The 17,656-nt window shown below is 62.5% G+C and carries 18 protein-coding genes; 6 read left to right on the top strand and 12 right to left on the bottom strand.

Going from position 1 to position 17,656, the window contains the following annotated elements; all coding sequences use genetic code 11:
* Window positions 1-109: 109 nt before the first annotated feature.
* Window positions 110-1,057, top strand: a complete 948-nt coding sequence (locus ABID19_RS00540) for a S1C family serine protease (RefSeq protein ID WP_354487161.1) — start codon at window positions 110-112, stop codon at window positions 1,055-1,057.
* A gap of 3 nt (window positions 1,058-1,060) precedes the next feature.
* Here the strand turns inward: ABID19_RS00540 and ABID19_RS00535 are convergent, their stop codons facing one another.
* The gene (locus tag ABID19_RS00535) at window positions 1,061-1,972 is read right to left on the bottom strand and encodes an arginase family protein (RefSeq protein ID WP_354487159.1); all 912 of its coding nucleotides are present in this window, start codon (window positions 1,970-1,972) and stop codon (window positions 1,061-1,063) included.
* Window positions 1,973-2,085: 113 nt separating this feature from the next.
* Window positions 2,086-2,508 carry a VOC family protein gene (locus tag ABID19_RS00530; RefSeq protein WP_354487157.1) on the bottom strand — a complete coding sequence of 141 codons (423 nt, stop codon included), beginning with the start codon at window positions 2,506-2,508 and terminating at the stop codon, window positions 2,086-2,088.
* A gap of 66 nt (window positions 2,509-2,574) precedes the next feature.
* On the opposite strand from ABID19_RS00530, the gene ABID19_RS00525 reads away from it, so the two are divergent.
* The gene (locus ABID19_RS00525) at window positions 2,575-3,207 is read left to right on the top strand and encodes a TetR/AcrR family transcriptional regulator (protein WP_354487155.1); all 633 of its coding nucleotides are present in this window, start codon (window positions 2,575-2,577) and stop codon (window positions 3,205-3,207) included.
* On the opposite strand, the gene ABID19_RS00520 is transcribed toward ABID19_RS00525, so the two are convergent.
* Window positions 3,134-4,096: a LysR family transcriptional regulator gene (locus ABID19_RS00520; protein ID WP_354487154.1), complete on the bottom strand. Its 963-nt coding sequence runs from the start codon at window positions 4,094-4,096 to the stop codon at window positions 3,134-3,136. The genes ABID19_RS00525 and ABID19_RS00520 overlap by 74 nt on opposite strands.
* A 109-nt stretch (window positions 4,097-4,205) precedes the next feature.
* On the opposite strand from ABID19_RS00520, the gene ABID19_RS00515 reads away from it, so the two are divergent.
* Complete coding sequence (locus ABID19_RS00515) at window positions 4,206-4,841, top strand: FMN-dependent NADH-azoreductase (RefSeq protein ID WP_354487152.1); 636 nt, start codon at window positions 4,206-4,208, stop codon at window positions 4,839-4,841.
* Window positions 4,842-4,991: 150 nt separating this feature from the next.
* On the opposite strand, the gene ABID19_RS00510 is transcribed toward ABID19_RS00515, so the two are convergent.
* Both ABID19_RS00510 and ABID19_RS00505 read right to left on the bottom strand, forming a co-directional pair.
* Window positions 4,992-5,282 (bottom strand): HlyU family transcriptional regulator, encoded by a 291-nt coding sequence (locus ABID19_RS00510; RefSeq protein WP_354487151.1) that lies wholly within the window; start codon window positions 5,280-5,282, stop codon window positions 4,992-4,994.
* Window positions 5,283-5,485: 203 nt separating this feature from the next.
* Window positions 5,486-6,157 (bottom strand): PadR family transcriptional regulator, encoded by a 672-nt coding sequence (locus ABID19_RS00505; RefSeq protein ID WP_354487149.1) that lies wholly within the window; start codon window positions 6,155-6,157, stop codon window positions 5,486-5,488.
* 272 nt (window positions 6,158-6,429) lie between these two features.
* Between ABID19_RS00505 and ABID19_RS00500 the strand changes: the two genes are divergently transcribed.
* Entirely contained in the window at window positions 6,430-6,687 is a 258-nt protein-coding gene (locus ABID19_RS00500; RefSeq protein WP_354487148.1) for a DUF2798 domain-containing protein, read from the top strand.
* 77 nt (window positions 6,688-6,764) lie between these two features.
* Here the strand turns inward: ABID19_RS00500 and ABID19_RS00495 are convergent, their stop codons facing one another.
* From ABID19_RS00495 to ABID19_RS00470, 6 genes are all read right to left on the bottom strand, one after another.
* On the bottom strand, window positions 6,765-7,145 hold the full coding sequence (locus ABID19_RS00495; protein ID WP_354487147.1) for a thiol-disulfide oxidoreductase DCC family protein: 381 nt from the start codon (window positions 7,143-7,145) through the stop codon (window positions 6,765-6,767).
* 117 nt (window positions 7,146-7,262) lie between these two features.
* Complete coding sequence (locus tag ABID19_RS00490; RefSeq protein WP_354487146.1) at window positions 7,263-7,898, bottom strand: sulfotransferase family 2 domain-containing protein; 636 nt, start codon at window positions 7,896-7,898, stop codon at window positions 7,263-7,265.
* A gap of 87 nt (window positions 7,899-7,985) precedes the next feature.
* Complete coding sequence (locus tag ABID19_RS00485; RefSeq protein WP_354487145.1) at window positions 7,986-8,279, bottom strand: GYD domain-containing protein; 294 nt, start codon at window positions 8,277-8,279, stop codon at window positions 7,986-7,988.
* A gap of 205 nt (window positions 8,280-8,484) precedes the next feature.
* Window positions 8,485-10,512 carry an RNA polymerase sigma factor RpoD gene (gene rpoD / locus ABID19_RS00480; protein WP_354487143.1) on the bottom strand — a complete coding sequence of 676 codons (2,028 nt, stop codon included), beginning with the start codon at window positions 10,510-10,512 and terminating at the stop codon, window positions 8,485-8,487.
* A gap of 372 nt (window positions 10,513-10,884) precedes the next feature.
* A complete protein-coding gene (dnaG, locus tag ABID19_RS00475) occupies window positions 10,885-12,831 on the bottom strand; it encodes a DNA primase (protein ID WP_354487141.1) in 1,947 nt (648 codons plus the stop codon).
* A 155-nt stretch (window positions 12,832-12,986) separates the two neighbouring features.
* Window positions 12,987-13,358, bottom strand: a complete 372-nt coding sequence (locus ABID19_RS00470; RefSeq protein WP_354487140.1) for an RcnB family protein — start codon at window positions 13,356-13,358, stop codon at window positions 12,987-12,989.
* Between the two features lie 388 nt (window positions 13,359-13,746).
* On the opposite strand from ABID19_RS00470, the gene ABID19_RS00465 reads away from it, so the two are divergent.
* Together ABID19_RS00465 and ABID19_RS00460 are read left to right on the top strand one after the other, a co-directional pair.
* Window positions 13,747-15,411: a Na/Pi cotransporter family protein gene (locus tag ABID19_RS00465; protein WP_354487138.1), complete on the top strand. Its 1,665-nt coding sequence runs from the start codon at window positions 13,747-13,749 to the stop codon at window positions 15,409-15,411.
* Between the two features lie 135 nt (window positions 15,412-15,546).
* A complete protein-coding gene (locus tag ABID19_RS00460) occupies window positions 15,547-16,728 on the top strand; it encodes an MFS transporter (protein WP_354487137.1) in 1,182 nt (393 codons plus the stop codon).
* A 24-nt stretch (window positions 16,729-16,752) separates the two neighbouring features.
* Here the strand turns inward: ABID19_RS00460 and ABID19_RS00455 are convergent, their stop codons facing one another.
* On the bottom strand, window positions 16,753-17,646 hold the full coding sequence (locus ABID19_RS00455; RefSeq protein ID WP_354487135.1) for a LysR family transcriptional regulator: 894 nt from the start codon (window positions 17,644-17,646) through the stop codon (window positions 16,753-16,755).
* Window positions 17,647-17,656 lie beyond the last annotated feature (10 nt).

Genomic DNA, 17,656 nt, shown 5'->3' with positions numbered 1-17,656 from the left:
TCGCCTGACGGCTAGTTGAGCTGCGCACTGGCCATGTGGTCAGGTCGCGGCCGCACGAGCCGCTCCGCACATATAGTCACGATAAAGCCTGAAAACACGGAGCCCACCCATGGCCCTCGCCGCTGCCAACTTTCAACCCGACGACCACTTGCTCGATACCTATTCGGCGACGGTCGCCGATGCTGTGGACCGCATCGGTCCCGCCGTCTGCCGTATCGAGCGCGTCGGTGGTGCCGGCGGCCAAGGCTCGGGCTTCGTCATCACGCCGGACGGGCTCGTCGTCACCAACTTCCACGTCGTCGGCGATGCCCGCGCCGTTCGCGTCACCATGCCGGACGGCGTCTCCAGGGAAGGCCGTGTTCTCGGCCGCGACCCCGACACCGATATCGCGCTGGTGCGCGCCGACGGCAGCTTTGCCGATATCGCGCCGCTCGGCGATTCCAAGCGCCTCAGGCGCGGCCAGATCGCCATTGCCATCGGCAACCCGCTCGGCTTCGAATGGACCGTCACATCAGGCGTCGTCTCGGCGCTCGGCCGCTCGATGCGCGCCTCCACCGGCCGGCTGATCGACGACGTCATTCAGACCGACGCAGCACTCAACCCCGGCAACTCAGGCGGACCGCTGGTGTCATCGGCGGGCGAGGTCATCGGCGTCAACACCGCCATGATCCACGGCGCGCAAGGCATCGCCTTTGCGGTTGCCTCCAACACCGCCAATTTCGTCATTTCGGAGATCATCCGCTTCGGCCGCGTGCGCCGCGCTTTCATCGGTGTCTCGGCCGACACGGCAAACCTGCCACGCCGAGCCGCCCTCCTCTCGCAAGTGTCGAGCAGCACGGCGGTGCGCCTGCGCAGCGTCGAGGCGAACAGCCCGGCGGCCAAGGCCGGCCTCAGGGAAGGCGACATCATCGCCGCAATCGACGGCCGCCCGGTCACCGGCGTCGACGATCTGGTGCGCATCCTCGATGCCGAGCGTATCGGCCGCGAGACGCTATGTACGGTGGTGCGCCGCTCCGGCATCACTCAGATCACGGTGATGCCGGTGGCGCGAAGCTGACGATTATCGCGTTGCAAAGATCCGACCGAGCAGCGAAACCAGCAGCACGGCCAGTTCGCCGGTCGGATCGAGGTCCGGATCGAAAATGGTCATGTCCATTCCAGCGCAGCGCGGATCCGCCACCAGCGCCGCGAGGATGACAACGAGATCGTCGGGGTCGATACCGGGGCTGCCCGGTGAATCCACCGCCGGCATCACTGTCTGATCGAGCGCGTCGACGTCAAAATGCAGCCAATAGGGCCAGCCGGTTCGCGCCAGCGTGGTCCAGGTCTTTTCCAGGACTTTTGCCGCGCCAAGCTCTCGCACGGCAAAGACATCGATCAGCGTCATCCCCGTCGAGTTGATATCGGGCCAGGCAAAGTCGGGGGTGCGGTTCTCGCGTTCGCCGATCTGAATCACCTGTTCGTCCGCAACAAGGGGGCTTGCAATGCCAGGCCAGTCGGTCAGCAACGGCTCGCCACGCCCGGTGGCAAGCGCAAGGTCCATGCCGGCGGCCGAGCCGAGCGAAGCGTTGATGTCGTAGTTGCCCGGATGGCGGAAATCGCTGTGGCCGTCGACATGCACCAATGCCAGCGGACCGGATCGCCGTGCAGCGGCCAGTGCGCCAAGCAGGACCGAGCAGTCGCCGCCGACGACCAGCGGGAACTCGCCTCTTTCCAACGCGCCGGCTGCAGCTTCGACGAGCTCGAGATTGAAGCTGCGTATCGCGTTGCCGTTGCGTAGCCGGGTGCCTGGCTGCGGCTCCGTGCTGTAGGCGGGCCGATCAAGATCAACCACTTTGAGGGGCGAAAGCGTCTCGACCAACCCGGCCTCGGTCAACGCCTGCGGTGCACGCCACGTCCCCGGTATATGACCTGACCGCAGCGGGCGGAGGCCAAGGTTTGAGGGTGCGCGGACAAGGCAGATTTCACGCATGGAATAGGTCCAAGGCTGACGAGCCTCAGCATAAACCGCAAAGACATGACCGGCCACGCGGCTGAAGCCTTCACGTCACATCTACAGACAGTTCCTGCCAGCAGCTATCCCGCTTAGCCCGCCGCCCCTTCAACAAACTGCTCCAGAAACTCCGCGCTCGGCGGGATCGGCTTGATCACGTCGATCAGCACGCCATTGGGATCTTTGGTGATAAAATGGCGCTGGCCGAAGGGTTCGTCGCGGAGCGTTCGCAGGATCGGCAGGCCGGCAGCAAGGATCCTTTCGTAGACTGCATCCGGGTCTCTGACTTCGAAATTGATCAGCAGGCCTGACGTGCGACCGCGTCCTTCCTCCGGGATCGTCTCATGATCGCCATGGACGATGCCGAGATTGACGCGGCGATCCTCGGCGGATTGCAGATGCACGTACCAGTCGCTCTCGAACAGCGGCTTGAAGCTGAAGTGCTTGATATAGAAGGCTTTCGTGCCGGCGACGTCGCCCGTCATCAGCACCGGATAATAGCTCGTCGTCTTCATCTTTCTTTCTCCCGTCAAATAACATACAGTCTGCATGTAAGTTGAATTAACATACAGGCTGCATGTATGCAACAGAAATCCGCACGCCGCTCCAATCGCGATCGCACCGAAGCGACGCGCACCGACCTGATCGCTGCGGCGCGAAAGCTGTTCACCGAAAAGTCCTATGCCGAGACCGGCACGCCGGAGATCGTGGCAGCGGCCGGTGTCACGCGTGGCGCCCTCTATCATCACTTCGCCGACAAGCAGGCGCTGTTTGCCGCGGTGGTCGAGCAGGAGGCGGCGACTGTGGCGGAAGAGATCGAGCGCGCCTCGCCACCCTCGCTGTTTGCCCGCGACGCGCTGATCGCCGGTTCGGATGCCTATCTTGCCGCCATGCGCGCGCCTGGCCGCACTCGGCTGCTGCTGCTCGACGGACCGGCCGTGCTCGGCCGGGCCGCCATGGACGACATAGACAATCGCCACGGCAACCGTTCCTTGCGCGAGGGCCTCGTCGCGGCGATGCGTGCGCAGACCATGAAGAGATTGCCGGTGGACGCGCTGACCGCGCTGCTCGCCGCCGCCTTCGACCGAGCGGCGTTGGCCATTGAAGCAGGCGCTTCGACCGAGGATTACCGCACCGTCCTCATGGCGCTGATTGACGGACTGTCTCCAGCTCCGGCTCATCCTCAGGCACCTCGTTCGGCTCGAACTCGTTGAAACAGCCAAGCTGGCGCTTGAACTGGTCAATCAGCCAGGCCGCGGCCGGCTTCGGGCTACGGTCGGCGCGGTGCATGGCATAGAGTGGCGAGCGGACTTCGCTATACGGCTCCAGATCGAGCTCCATCAGCCGGCCGTTGGCCAGATCGTCGGCAATCAGCCATCGCGGCAGCCCGCCCCAACCCAACCCTTCGCGCATCAACGCATGCTTGGTTCGCACATCGGTCAGCCGCCAAGTGCGGTAGGCAAAGACGCCGTAATCGCGCCCTTTGGTGCGCTCGGACTGATCGCTGACGACAAGTTGGGTGTGTTCGCGCACCTCCTCGAGCGGCACCGGCCTGGGAAGCAGCGCCAGCGGATGGGTTGGCGCGGCGGCCGGCACCATCGACATGAAGCCAATGCGCACAAGATGCGCGTCAACCTCGCCCAGCAGGCCGCCAATTCCGAGATCGGCCTGTCCGTTGGCGACATGATCGGGGATCAGGCCGAGCGTGCCCATATGCAGGCGCAGCATCACGGTCGGAAATTGCGCCTCGAACGCCTTCAGCACGCGCACCAGCACGGTGGAGGGCAGCGCCACATCGACCGACAGCGCGACTTCAGCCTCCAGCCCTTGCTTATGTCCGTCGACACGCGAGCGGATGCGCTGCAGCACACCGACCATGCGCCGCGCGTCCTCCAGCGTCGCCCGGCCGACATCGGTCAGTTGCGGCTCGCGCGTGCCATCGCGCTCGAACAATTTCAGCCCAAGCTGTGCCTCGAGATTGGCGATGGCATAGCTGATGACCGACTGCGCGCGGTTCAGCTTGCGGCCGGCGGCCGAGAAGCTGCCGGTATCGGCCACCGTCACCAGGATTTGCAGTTGATCAAGCGTCGGATTGGGTTGCATTGCCTTATCCAAATTATAGATGGGTAATATAGAAAATATACCAGTTTTTTAAATGGGTAAATGGACCCATATCTGGCGGGACAAATCATTCCAACTCTGGAGAGCCGCCATGTCCATCCTTCTTGTAACGTCGAGCCCGCGCGGCGCTGCCTCGCATTCGACCCGCATCGCCACCGAACTTGCCGAGAAGCTGCTTGCCGCCAATCCTTCGGCCAAGCTGGTCGTGCGTGATCTCGTGTCAAACCCGCTGCCGCATATCGATCCGGACTATTCGACCGGCATCTATACGCCCGTCGAAGCCCGCACCCAGCGCCAGGCCGAAGTCGTCGGCGTTTCCGACGGCGTGCTGGAGGAGCTGTTTGCGGCCGACACCATCATCCTGGCCACCGGCTTCATCAATTTCGGCATCTCATCGACCCTGAAATCCTGGGTCGATCACGTCGCCCGCTCCGGCAAGACTTTCGCCTATGGCGAGGACGGCCCGAAGGGCCTCGTCACCGGCAAGAAGGTCTATATCGTCCTTGCCTCGGGCGGCATCTATTCGGAAGGCGCCGCCGTGCAGTTAGACCACGCCATCCCTTACCTGCGCAGCGTGCTTGGCTTCATCGGCATGACCGATGTCGACGTCATCCGCATCGAAGGCGTCGGCATGGGACCGGACGCAGTTACAGCCGCTCTGGCCAAGGCGTCAGCCAAGGTGGATGCGGTGGTGGCCTCGACCGGAGCAGTCGCCGCTGCCGCGTAAAGCGCGAACACTGGTAACCAGAACTGAGAAGGCAGGCGCCGGAGCACTTGCCTTTTCACTTGTCGCCTGATGCCCGATGCAGCTCAAGGGCAGCGACAAGGCCTCTATCCGACGCCGCTTCGAAGTCGCGCGACATCGCCGTTTGCTACGCTAACCGAACATCTTCTCGCCCTGCTCATCGACAAGCTGGATGCCCTTCTTGATCGAGATGTCGACAGCGTCGTCGAGCCCGGCAAAGCGGTCGGCACGGATGAATTTGTGTTCCTTCATCACCCCGTCGATCTCCTTCGAAACCACGCCGCAGGTCTGATACTGGCCTTCGGCCTTGTAGGGCGTGGCGCTGATCAGGAATCCCTTATGCTCGATCTGCTTTGCCGGGGCGGCACTTTTCGGTTCGTCAGCGTCACTACCGCCACCGAAAAGACGCTTCAGAAATGACATGGGTATCCTCCAACGGCAATCACCCTGCACCACATAGCGCGGCGCAGGGTGATTTTCACTACCGGTCATTGGCGGAACCGGCAAGGCCGCATTAGAGCGACGTGCGTCCCACTTGGACGCACAAAGTGCGCTCTAAAACTCTGTATCTACGCATCGTGCTTTCCGAAAATCGATTCCGATTTTTGGGCCGATGCGGTAGGACGTCAGCGGCGTGACAGCGCCTCGAGGGCCTCGGCGGTGTCTACCAGGATGCTCATCGCCTGAGCCTGCTTGTCTTCGGGTGCATCGACGATTTCGCTCAGTGCTGCGCGCAACCGGTGGCGCACGGCGCGGAATTCGTCGCGCTTTTCCGATCGGCCGCGGCCACGACGTCCGCCTTCCTCGCCATCATCGTTCCAGCCGAACCAATCGCGCGCCTTGGCCATCTTGCGGCCGAAACGCTCGAGATGGTCGAGCACGTGGTCGATCATCTCGCGATTGTCGTTGAGATGTGCTTGTCCTGCCTCGGTGATCGAGAACACTTTCTTGTTGCCTTCTGCCGACGAGACGGCATAGCCCGCCTCTTCCAGGAACGTCAGCGTCGGATAAACCACGCCTGGGCTCGGGCTATAGACGCCGCTGGTGCGCTCCTCCAGCGCCTTGATGATGTCGTAGCCGTGACGCGGCGCCTCGGCCAGCAGCGACAGCGTGATCAGCTTGAGATCGCCGTCGGCCAGCATACGTCCGGCGCGGAACATGTCGCCTGGCCCGCCGCGTCCGCCGCCCCTCATACCATGCCCGAATGGGCCGAAGCCGCCGCCACGGCCGCCGAACTTGCCGGCCATATGCATGAAGACGCGCTCGGCGCGCTCGCCGAAATGATGATGTCCGTGCATTGTCTGCTCCTTGAGTTATATCTTACGATATGTCGTAACTAGGCAGGCAAGATGATGAAGTCAAGATATATCTTACGATGTATCTGAAAATGACGCCAGCGGGATTGATTTCGCCAGCGAGCCTGGCTAAACGGTGCGCGAGGGTCGAAGACCGTTCCGTAAGCGTCTGACGTTAAGCAACGCATCCACCCCGGTCCTTGCCGGGCAGTTACGCCGAAAGACCGGCGATATGGATGCCATGCGCCAGACCGGACACTTCAGGAAAATCCGAAATGACCCTAAAAACCGGGCGCAGGAAGTTGCCTGCGCGTTATGCGGCAATCGTAAGCCCGCTGGTGTTGTCGTTGCTGATGACCTTCATCGTCTCGTTCATCTCGACATTGAAAAGCCTTGGGCCGCAGCCCGATCTGCCGGCCACCTGGCTGACCGCCTGGGCATTGTCCTGGCTGGTGGCGTTTCCGACACTGCTGCTGGTGCTGCCCGCGGTGCGCCGTATCGTCGGCTGGCTGTGCGAGCCTGCAACCAGTTAGGCGGCCTATAACGAGGGCTCGGAAGTATCTCCGGGCCCTTCGGTAGGTGCCACGCGCGGCTTTCGGACGAATACCGGTTACCAGCGGCCTTTGCGCCGGTTCCAGGCATAGAGAAGATCGGCGAAGCGATCGTAGGCATAGCGCGTCAACGGCAGCGCGGCGCGGTTGCCGAACAGCGTGGCCAGCCAGCCCTCGCCCGGCGTTGCCAGCCAGACGGCAATTGCCACGTCGGCGCCGACCAGCAGTTTGCCGTCCGCATCGGTTGCGTGCAGCCGGCGGCGGATGTCCTCCAGCGACACGCCGTATCCGGCGAGTGCCGCCGGTTCGGCATTGATGTCGCGAAACGCGATCCGCCCAGCCTTGATCGCCTCGACCAGCCGCCGCTTCTGCCTGACAATGCCGGCATCGCAGACCGGACAGCGGGTGTTGTACCAGATGGTTAGCAGAGGCTTTGGCATGTGCTTCGAGACACGAGCTGAAGGACTGCGCTGACTATCCGGGAAATGCCTTCGCCCGCAACGTCTCGGACCATCCTGGTCGCGATCGTGTCGATGAATTGCGGACATCTGGAAAAATCAGAATTCGTAGCCGAAGCGCTCGAAATCCCTGAAATAGAGCCGCCGCACGATGCTTTTCGCCTCGTCATCGTAGACCGCGCGATAATCGTAAGGTGCATTGGCGTTTGCTCGGGGAAGCTTTACCTCGTTCGGCAGATCGAGCCGTTCGACCAGGGCGTTGAACTGCTCGGCCAGTGTTTCAAAGCGCAAAACCTCGTCGATGATGAGGTTTCCGCGACTGTCCGAAATCCAGCTCGTCTGGTCCACCCGCACCAAACGGTTCTTGCGTTCGAGATAGCGCAGGAAAGCCTTGAAATCCAAGACCCTGGCTCTGTTCCAGCGCCGGCCGGAGAGATAGTCCCGGCGGAAATAATAGGTCGAGACGGCAAGTTCATAGGGGTTGCGCACGACGGCGAACTTGTAGGCGCTGTCATAGATCTCAGCCGGCAGCTTGTGCTTCACCCAACTTGCTTTGTCATGCTGCCTGAGGAATACGTTTGGGGGCGTTTCGCGCACGGGAAGGTGTGACAGCAGCCGACGCCACTGCGTTCGCTTTGGTTTGAGGCTCCACGGCCCGAGCGCACGGGTGACCGAGGTTCCGGCCGTCTTCGGGATATGGATAAAAATAAAATTCTTTTCGAGCGAAAGCAGCATTCCTCCTCATGATCGGACGATCGGGCGCCGTCAAGCGGTGCCTGGTCGTCCGATGCTCGGACTTGCGTCGTCTACAGGCGCAGCGCCTCACCCGAGCGAGGCGATGATTTCGCGATAGGCCAATTCCGGGAAAGCCTTGAGCGTCCGCGTCCTCACATTGCCGCCTGTCGCCAGCATCAGCGAGAAACGAGCCAGCACCGCATCGTCGGGCGCTTCGACGACCGCCACCATATCGCATTCGCCCATGGTGAGATAAACCGCCTTGAACGAGCCGCCCATGTCTCCCAGCAGCTTCTTGGCGGCATCGAGCCGCTTCGGCGACTCGCGCACATTTCTGGCGCCCTGCTCCGTCCAGTTGATCAGCACGATATAGTTTGTCATGCACACCTCCCTCCGGGGCCTCGGAGCACGGCGTCACTGCCGGGGCGGGCATCCGGGTTTGTCGCCCAGAAAATGCATCCGACGCGCAATTATCCTCCCGCAACGGGTGCGCTGCAAGAACAACGCACCGTCTGCGAGATAATCCCAGCCACAAACGAAAAGGGCGCCGCAGCGCCCTTTTAAATTGGTTATCCGGTGCTCGGCATCAGCTGTCGAGGAAGCTTCGCAGCTTGCGCGAGCGGCTCGGGTGCTTGAGCTTGCGCAGCGCCTTGGCTTCGATCTGGCGGATGCGCTCGCGGGTGACCGAGAACTGCTGGCCGACTTCCTCCAGCGTGTGGTCGGTGTTCATGCCGATGCCGAAGCGCATTCTGAGCACACGCTCTTCGCGCGGAGTGAGCGAGGCAAGCACCCGCGTCGTCGTTTCGCGCAGATTGGCCTGGATCGCCGCGTCGATCGGCAGGATCGCCATCTTATCCTCGATGAAATCGCCGAGATGCGAATCCTCCTCGTCGCCGACCGGCGTTTCGAGCGAGATCGGCTCCTTGGCGATCTTCAGCACCTTGCGCACTTTTTCCAGCGGCATGGCGAGCTTTTCCGCCAGTTCTTCCGGCGTCGGCTCGCGGCCGATCTCATGCAGCATCTGGCGCGAGGTGCGCACGATCTTGTTGATCGTCTCGATCATGTGCACCGGAATGCGGATGGTGCGCGCCTGGTCGGCTATCGAGCGGGTGATCGCCTGCCGGATCCACCATGTCGCATAGGTCGAGAACTTATAGCCGCGGCGGTACTCGAATTTATCGACCGCCTTCATCAGGCCGATATTTCCTTCCTGGATCAGGTCGAGGAACTGCAGGCCGCGATTGGTGTATTTCTTGGCGATGGAAATGACGAGGCGCAGATTGGCCTCCACCATTTCCTTCTTGGCGATCGCGGCTTCGCGCTCGCCTTTCTGCACCTGGTTGACGATCTTGCGGAATTCGAGGATCGAGATCGCCGTTTCGGTGGCGAGGTTCTGGATCTCGGCGCGCAGGTCGCGGATCGCGTCCTTCTCGTTCTTGGTGAATTCCTTCCACCCGCGCGAGGTCAGATTGCCGATCGAGCGCGTCCAGTTCGGGTCGAGCTCCGAGCCCTGATACTCCTTCAGGAATTCCTCGCGGCGCACGCCATAGCTTTCGGCCAGCCGCAACAGCTTGCCTTCGTTCTGCACCAGCCGCTTGTTGATGTCGTAGAGCTGCTCGACCAGCGCCTCAATGCGCGCCGTGTTCAACGACAGCGACTTCACCGCCTTGATCAGCTGGTCCTTCAGCTCCTTCAGCCGGCGATCCTGGCTGGGCGACAGCGTGCCGGCTGCGGCCAGCCGGTTCTCGACCTGCTGGTCCTGCAGCTTGCGCAACTTCTTGTAGGTGTCGGCGATGACGTCGAGCGTCTCCATCACCTGCGGACGCAGTTCCGCTTCCATCGCTGCCAGCGACAGGCTCGCTTCGTCCTCGTCTTCCTCGTCGTCGTCGGTCAGACCGCGCGTGTCGGCGCCGACATTGGTGATGTCGTCCTCGTCCTCGCGCGACGCGCGACGCGGCTTCTCCTCGGCCTTAGGGGCTTCCTCGATCCGCTCGACCACCGGCGCCTGCTTGGCCTCCGGTCCGGCATAGGTCGCCTCGAGGTCGATGATCTCGCGCAGCAGGATCTTCGATTCGTTGAGCTCGTCGCGCCAGATGATGATGGCCTGGAAAGTCAGCGGGCTTTCGCACAGGCCCGCGATCATCGTCTCGCGCCCGGCCTCGATGCGCTTGGCGATCGCGATTTCGCCCTCGCGCGACAGAAGCTCGACCGAGCCCATCTCGCGCAGATACATGCGAACCGGATCGTCGGTGCGGTCGGTCGGCTCTTTCTTGGTGGTCGTCGCGGCAACGGCGGTGCCGGTCTGCTCGGCCAGTTCGTTGGCATCTTCCTCGGCGTCGGCGGCCGCGTCAGCGGCTTCGGGCTCCTCGCCCTGCTCGTCGTCCTCGACCACGTTGATGCCCATGTCGGAGAGCATGGCCATCGTGTCCTCGATCTGCTCGGAGGTCACTTCCTCCGAGGGCAGCACCGAATTCAGTTCGTCCATGGTGACATAGCCGCGCTTCTTGGCGGCCTTGATCATCTTCTTGACAGCATCGTCGGAAAGGTCGAGCAGAGGGCCATCGGTGGCGCCTTCGCGTTCGGTCTCGACCTCTTCCTTTTCTTTTGTCGCCATTCTTTATTTTCTCCAAGCGGCCAAGTATCAAAGCCGCGTAAGCTGCCGTACCGGTTAAATCAGATGCGTTCGCTCTCGAACGCGCTTCCCCGGGCCAGTAACTGCATCTCTCGTTAAGTCCAGATTAACCCTGGTATCTGTGGCAGGCTGACTGCCTGTCCAGTGACCGGTACCTCACATCGCTGCATTTCCCGTCGACGCCGGCGCGGGTTAACGTTTCGAATCGTCCTGATTCCGTCATTCTGCCAGAAGGTCAAGCGCCTCTCGCATGATTCGCATGAAAAAAGCGAATCAATTACCCGACTTAAAGCGCCGCGGCTGATTCGACGCGCAAGCACGGTTCTGCACTTTCACTCTTTCGTAAGCTTCGACCTACGCCCGCCCGGCCCTGCCCGAGGACACGCCAAACCCTTCGATCAGCGCTTCCGTTGCTTGCACATCACGAAATTGCGCCTGTATCTCGACGAGATGCCGGTAGTTTTCGTCCGTGGGATCGCTGGCGAGCGCCGCTTCCGCCTGTTTCAGCTCCTTATGTAAGGTGCGCGCGCTGCGCTGCAAGTGGAGCGCCTGGCTGAAGGCGTCGCGGGCATCGTCAAGTCCGGCCGTTTCCAGCGCCGGCCATTGCCGCGCCCGCTTGATCAGCGCCACCACGCGCGCCCAGATCTCGCCGCAGCCGGCCCGTTCGATCGTCGCGATCACAGCGTTGCGGTCGTTGGCCATGTCATGCGCCATCGCATCGAGAATGGCTGCATGCAGCAGCTTCAGATCGGTGTTGGCCAGGTCGAGGAACTCGACATGTGCGAAATTCTCGTCGATCAGCGCCGGATGATTGACGAGAGCTGCAATGATCGTTGCCTCGCGCACCGACATCCCCTCACTGCCGCGCCTGACCAGCGCCGAGCGGCCGAGGCTTTCGGTGATCGCGGTGCGCCCACCGCCGCTTCGCGCGAACTGTCCGCCAGGAGCTGAGCCCTTGCCCCCCTGAAAGCGGTCGCCGGGCCGCCCATCTTGACGACGCTCTTGGCGCCCGCGCTGGGCGCCGAAAAAGCTCAGCACCCGCTCACGCATTTCCTGTTGGTAGTGGTAGCGCAGGCTCTCGTCGCGGATGCGGCTGGTCAGTTCGCGAAGCGTCTTTTCCAGTTCCGCCCGCCGCTCCGGCGTATCGAAGATGCCGCCGGCCGTTTCGCGCGCCCACAAAAGATCGGCGAGGGGCCGCGCCTCGGAAAGCACGACGCGAAACGCGTCCGGTCCTTCGGCCTTGACCAGATCGTCGGGATCCTTGCCTTCGGGCAGAAGAGCAAAGCGCACCGAGCGGCCTGCCTGAACCGCCGGCAGCGCCATGTCGGCGGCGCGCCATGCCGCCTTCAGCCCGGCTTGGTCGCCATCGAAACACAGCACCGGCTCACCGGCCATGCGCCACAGCAGCTCGAGCTGGTTTTCGGTCAGAGCGGTGCCGAGCGGCGCCACGGCATTCTCGAAGCCGGCCTGCGCCAGCGCGATCACGTCCATGTAGCCTTCAACGGCGATGACCGTGCCGCCCTTGGCCAACGCCTTTCTCGCGCGAGCGAAATTGTAGAGCACATTGCCCTTGTGGAAGAGCTCGGTGTCGGGCGAATTCATGTATTTGGCCAGCGCATCGGGGGCCAGCGCCCGCCCGCCAAAGGCGATTATCTTGCCTCTGGAATCCGGGATCGGGAACATTATGCGGTCGCGGAACCAGTCGTAGGAAACCGGAACGTCGTCGCCATGGCGCACCAGCCCGCATGCCTCGATATCGGCCTTGGGCACGCCCTTGGCGGCAAGATGCTCCTTCAGCGCGTTGCGGCTGTCGGGCGCATAGCCGAGCCGGAACGATTGCTGCGTCGCCGGCGTCAGGCCGCGGTCGCGCAGATAGGCGCGGGCTTTTGCGCCTTCCGGTCCCTGCAGCCGCTCCTGGAAGAAGGCGGTCGCCATCTCCATGACATCGGTCAGGCTGGCGCGTTCCTTTTCGCGCCGCTCCTCCTGGGCATCGCGAACCGGCATCGGAACGCCGGCCATGTCGGCGATCTTCTCGACCGCTTCGGGAAAGCTCATCCCGTCGAGTTCGGTCAGAAACTTGAAATGATCGCCCGAAACCGAGCAGCCGAAGCAGTGGTAGCGGCCCTTCTTGTCCTCGCAATGGAAGGACGGGCTCTTCTCGCCATGGAAGGGACAGCACGCCCAATAGTCGCCGCGCGGCGCGTTGGTCTTCTTCCTGTCCCACGCCACGCGCTGGCCGATTACCGATGAAATCGGCACGCGATCGCGTATCTCGTCAAGAAAGGCAGGTGGAAAGCGCATCGGGAACGGCTCGTTTACCCTCCATATAGTCACGCCGGCGAAACCCGACGACTCCTAATGCGCCACCATACCCGGTTTTCACAGGGCAAAAGAAGGCGGCCGTTGCCGGCCGCCTTCTTTCCAATTCCGGCATAGTGCCGGTCGACGTCTGACGGTCAGTGCGCGGCGATCGCGCCGAAGATGATGCCGGAGACGACGCTGACCAAGAGATAGTCGTTGCCGACGCGGATCCACTCCTGGCCACGGCCGGGGCGACGCAGGCCATAATGGCGATAGTCGCGGATCGGCTGATGGCGTTTCCAGCTGGAATATCTCTGGCCATTGCGCCAATGGTTCCTCTTCACCACGACTTTCTTCTTCACCACGACACGCTTCTTCACGTCGACATGCTTGTCCGACTTCTTCCAGTCGATCTGGCTATAGTTCGACTGCGGTGCATTCGGCGCGTTCAGCGGCGCTGCCTGGCCCTGCAGGGACGTCGCAGCCAGCATCGAGAGGGCAACTGCGGAAAGGATGATGCGTTTCATGATGGGGTACTCCTTGGTTGTCGATGCCTGAGGAATAGAGCTCGAAGGATGAACCGAAACTGAACATGAAGATTACGTTTTTGTAATGATTTCTTACATTTAGGCTGGCTAACTCAACATTCTCTTCAAAGGATATCTGAAGCTGTCGCCCGCATTCGGGCGCGCGGCCATCCGGAAGCCGGCCGGCAATGCAACCATTTTGCGATCCATCCATTTCCGACACGCCCTGTCGCGTGCCAGCCACCGCCGAATAGGGCAAAATTTATTATCCGGCTAAAATTAATCGGAGTAGTATCGACCCTTGCAATGTCCTTGATTCGCACCCTCTTTTGCCCTTTTGCCGTCATGGTGCCCGCATCGCTGGCTCCTGTCGGGCTGCGAGCCTGATATGAGCGGTTCGGTCGTTTTGCTGCATCTTGCCGGCGCGGTGGCGCTGATGCTGTTTGCCACTCGCTTGGTGAAGACCGGCGTCGAGCGTGCCTATGGCGATGTGCTGCGCCACAAGCTGCGCGCCACCATGCGCAATCCTTTCATGGCAGTTCTGGCCGGCTGCGGCCTGGCGATCGCGCTGCAAAGCTCCACCGCCGTCACCTTGCTGGTCGGCTCCTTCGCCGGCGCCGGCATCGTCAGCGGCATGTCGGGCCAGCTTGCCGTGCGCGGCGCCGAGATCGGCTCGGCGCTGGTGGTCAAGCTGCTCACCTTCGATCTGTCGCTGCTGGTACCGATTTGCTTGGTCGCCGGCACTGTCATGTTCATGGCCACCGAGCGGCGCGACTGGCGCCAGTTCGGCCGTATCCTGGTCGGCATCGGCCTGCTGCTTTTGTCGCTGGAAATGATCGGCCAGGCGTCGGAGCCGCTGCGCCAGAGCACGCTGATGCCGGTCATCGTCAATTACTTCTCCGGCGACCCGGTCACCGCTTATCTCCTGGCGGCGCTGGTCACCTGGCTGTTCCATTCCTCGATCGCCGCGGTCCTGCTCATGGTAACGCTCGCCGGTCGCGGCTTCATCCCGCCCGAACTCGGCATCGTGCTGGTGCTCGGCGTCAATCTCGGCTCGTCGATCATCGCGCCGCTGCTCACCCGCAACGCGGAGCCGGGCGTGCGTGTCGTGCCGATCGGCAATCTCCTGATGCGCGGGATGGGCTCTCTGGCCATGCTGGTCCTGTTCCTGTGGTTGAAGCCGCCGGTCGCTTTTCTCGGCGCCACTGTGCCCGACCAGATCGTTAACGCCCATATCCTGTTCAACGTCCTGATCCTGATTGCCGGCCTGCCGCTGGCCGGTCTCGTCTACCGCGCTTCGGAAAAGATCGTGGCGCTCGGCACCAGACAAGTGCCGGCCGAGGCGCTCGACGTCGTCGAACTGTCCGCGCTCAACGACAGCGCCCTCGACGTGCCGAGCCAGGCGCTGGCCAACGCCACCCGCGAAGTGGTGCGGGTCTGCGAGACGGTCGAGATTATGCTGAAGCGGATCATCGAACTCTATGAGAGTGCCGACGCCGACAAGATCAAGGCGCTGGCCGCTCTCGACGACCGCGTCGACAGAAAACACGCCGCGATAAAGCTCTATCTGGCCAAGGTCACCAAAAATCCGCTGAGCGAAGACGAGGCGCTGCGCTGCCAGGAACTGATCGGCGCCTGCGTCAAGCTCGAACAGGTCGGCGACATCATTGTGCGCAACATGCTGGTGCATGTCAGGAAGAAACTCGAACGCGGGCTGGAGTTCACGCCCGAGGGCTGGCGCGAGCTTTGCGCGTTCCACGCACTGGTACTCGCCAATGCACGGCTCGCCTTCAATGTGCTGGTCTCGCGTGATCCGGAGACCGCCCGTCAACTGGTGCTCGAGAAAGACCGGCTGCGAGACCGCGAGAAGGAGACCAGCGCCAGCCATTTCGTGCGGCTGCGCGACGGCACCGCCAAGAGCGTCGAGACCAGTTCGATCCATCTCGACACCATCCGCGACTTGAAGCAGATCAACTCGCTGCTCGCCTCGATGGCCTATCCCGTGCTCGAGGAACGCGGCTTGCTCACCGGCTCGCGGCTGAAGGCTGGATAGGCCTTGACGTTGTTTTCCCTTCTCCCCTTGTCGTGGGATCAAGAAAACCTAAAGCGGCGTCGATAATTTCTGGATTGCCCGCAGCTCTCGTTCGTGATTTGAGGCCATCTCATTCAAGGATCGCCTTCCCGCGCCATGCTCCCCCTTATCGCTCTGTTCATCGCTGCCTTCGCATTCGGCACCACCGAGTTCGTCATCGCCGGCGTGCTGCCGCAGGTGGCGGATGGCCTTGGCGTCTCCATCCCGACTGCCGGCTACCTCGTCTCCGGCTACGCCGGCGGCATTGCCGTCGGCGGACCGCTGCTGACGCTCGCCACCAAGGCGATTTCCCGCAAGGCCTTGCTGCTTGGCCTTGCCGCAGCCTTCACCATCGGCCAGGCCGCTTGCGCACTTGCACCCGACTTCGCATCCATGTTGCTGTTGCGGATTGCGGTAGCCGTGGCGCATGGCGCCTATTTCGGCGTCGCGATGGTGGTGGCGGTCGGCCTGGTCCGCCAGGACCAGCGTGGAATGGCCGTTGCGCTCATCCTGTCGGGCCTGACTGTTTCCAATGTCATCGGCGTGCCAGCCGGCACGGCGATCGGCAATGTCTGGGGGTGGCGCGCGACATTCTGGGTGATGTGCGCGCTTGGCGTGGTGTCCATCGCAGCGATCACCGCCCTGCTGCCGCGCAAGACGGGTTCGTCGCGCCAGTCCGTCAGCTTTGGCAGCGAGGTTCGCGTGCTCGCACGCCAGCAGGTCTGGACGTCGCTGATCCTCATGCTGATGCTGATGATCGGCCAGTTCGGCCTCTTCACCTACATCACGCCGACGCTGCTTGAAATCACCGGCCTCGACGACGATCTGATACCCTGGGTGCTCCTGCTCAACGGGGTCGGCGCGACGATCGGCGTCTTTCTTGGCGGGCGGCTCGCCGACTGGAAACTGATGCCGTCGCTCATCACCATGCTTTTCCTGCAAGCGGTGACACTTGCCGTCATTTACGCCGTCAGCCCGTACCCGGTGCCGATGGTGGTGGCGATCATTGTCTGGGGCGGTCTCAGCTTTGCCATCGGAACGCCGATTCAGACCCGTATCCTGACCTGGACGGCGGATGCCTCCAACCTCGCCTCATCACTCATCCCGGCGGGCTTCAATGTCGGCATCGCGCTGGCCGCCTCACTCGGCGCCGCCATGCTCAATGCCGGCTACGGCTACCGCAGCCTGCCGGTGGTTGGCGCGATCGCCATGCTGGTCGCTGTGGCGGTCGCGCTCGCCTCGCATGTTTCGGAATGGCGCAGCAAGGCCGCACCACCCCTGCCGGCCGCGGCCGAATAGACGACACCGCGCGGGATAGGCTCCTTAGCCTGTCTCTTTCAGCACATCGATGAAGGCGCGCAGGGCCGGCGGCACAAGACGATGACCCGGATAGTAGAGGTATAGGCCGGGAATAGGCGGACACCAATCGTCCAACACACTGACGAGCGTCCCCTGCTCGATGTAGGCCTGGGCAGACCTGTCGGAGATGTAAGCGATTCCCAAGCCACCGACCGCTGCCTCAGCCATCAATTCCATATGATCGAGAGTGAGCATGCCCGGGACATCGATCGAGATTTCCTGGCCATGCTTCTCGAATTCCCAGCGATAGGGCTTGCCGCTCGGCAGGCGGAATCGGATGCAGCTGTGATCCTTCAGGTCGTCCGGCACTCTCGGGACCTGGCGGGCGGCGAGGTAGGCCGGCGACGCGACGGCAATGAAGCGTGTCTCGCCGCCGAAGCGTACCGCGACCATGTCTTGCGGCACAGCCTCGCCAAGCCGGATGCCCGCGTCAAAGCCTTCGGCGACAATATCGACCAGTCTCCCCTCGGTGACCAGATCGAGCGAAACCTGCGGGTATCGCGCAAGAAAAGCCGGTATCACGGATTTGAGCAGCAGTCGGGCTGCGATCTCGCTGGAATTGATCCGTAGCGTTCCTGCCGGAAGCTTGCGGAAATTATCCACTTCCGCAAGCGCCGCGTCTATATCCCGCAACAGCGGCTGCAGGCGCGCGACGAGCCTTTCGCCTGCTTCCGTCGGCGCCACGCTGCGCGTCGTACGATTAAGCAGGCGCACGCCCATGTCTCGCTCCAGAGCCCGCATCATGTGGCTGAGCGTCGAGGGCGACAGGTCGAGATCGTCCGCCGCCTTGCGAAAGCTGCGGCGGGAGACAATTGCGGCAAGTGCAGTCAGTTCGCGAAGGCCGGGCCCGTCGTTCATGGGAAATTTT

Source organism: Mesorhizobium robiniae, assembly GCF_040545535.1.
GTDB classification, from domain to species: domain Bacteria; phylum Pseudomonadota; class Alphaproteobacteria; order Rhizobiales; family Rhizobiaceae; genus Mesorhizobium; species Mesorhizobium robiniae.
The sequence above is the reverse complement of the archived record's forward strand: the minus strand, read 5'-3'. Positions and strand labels throughout refer to the sequence as shown.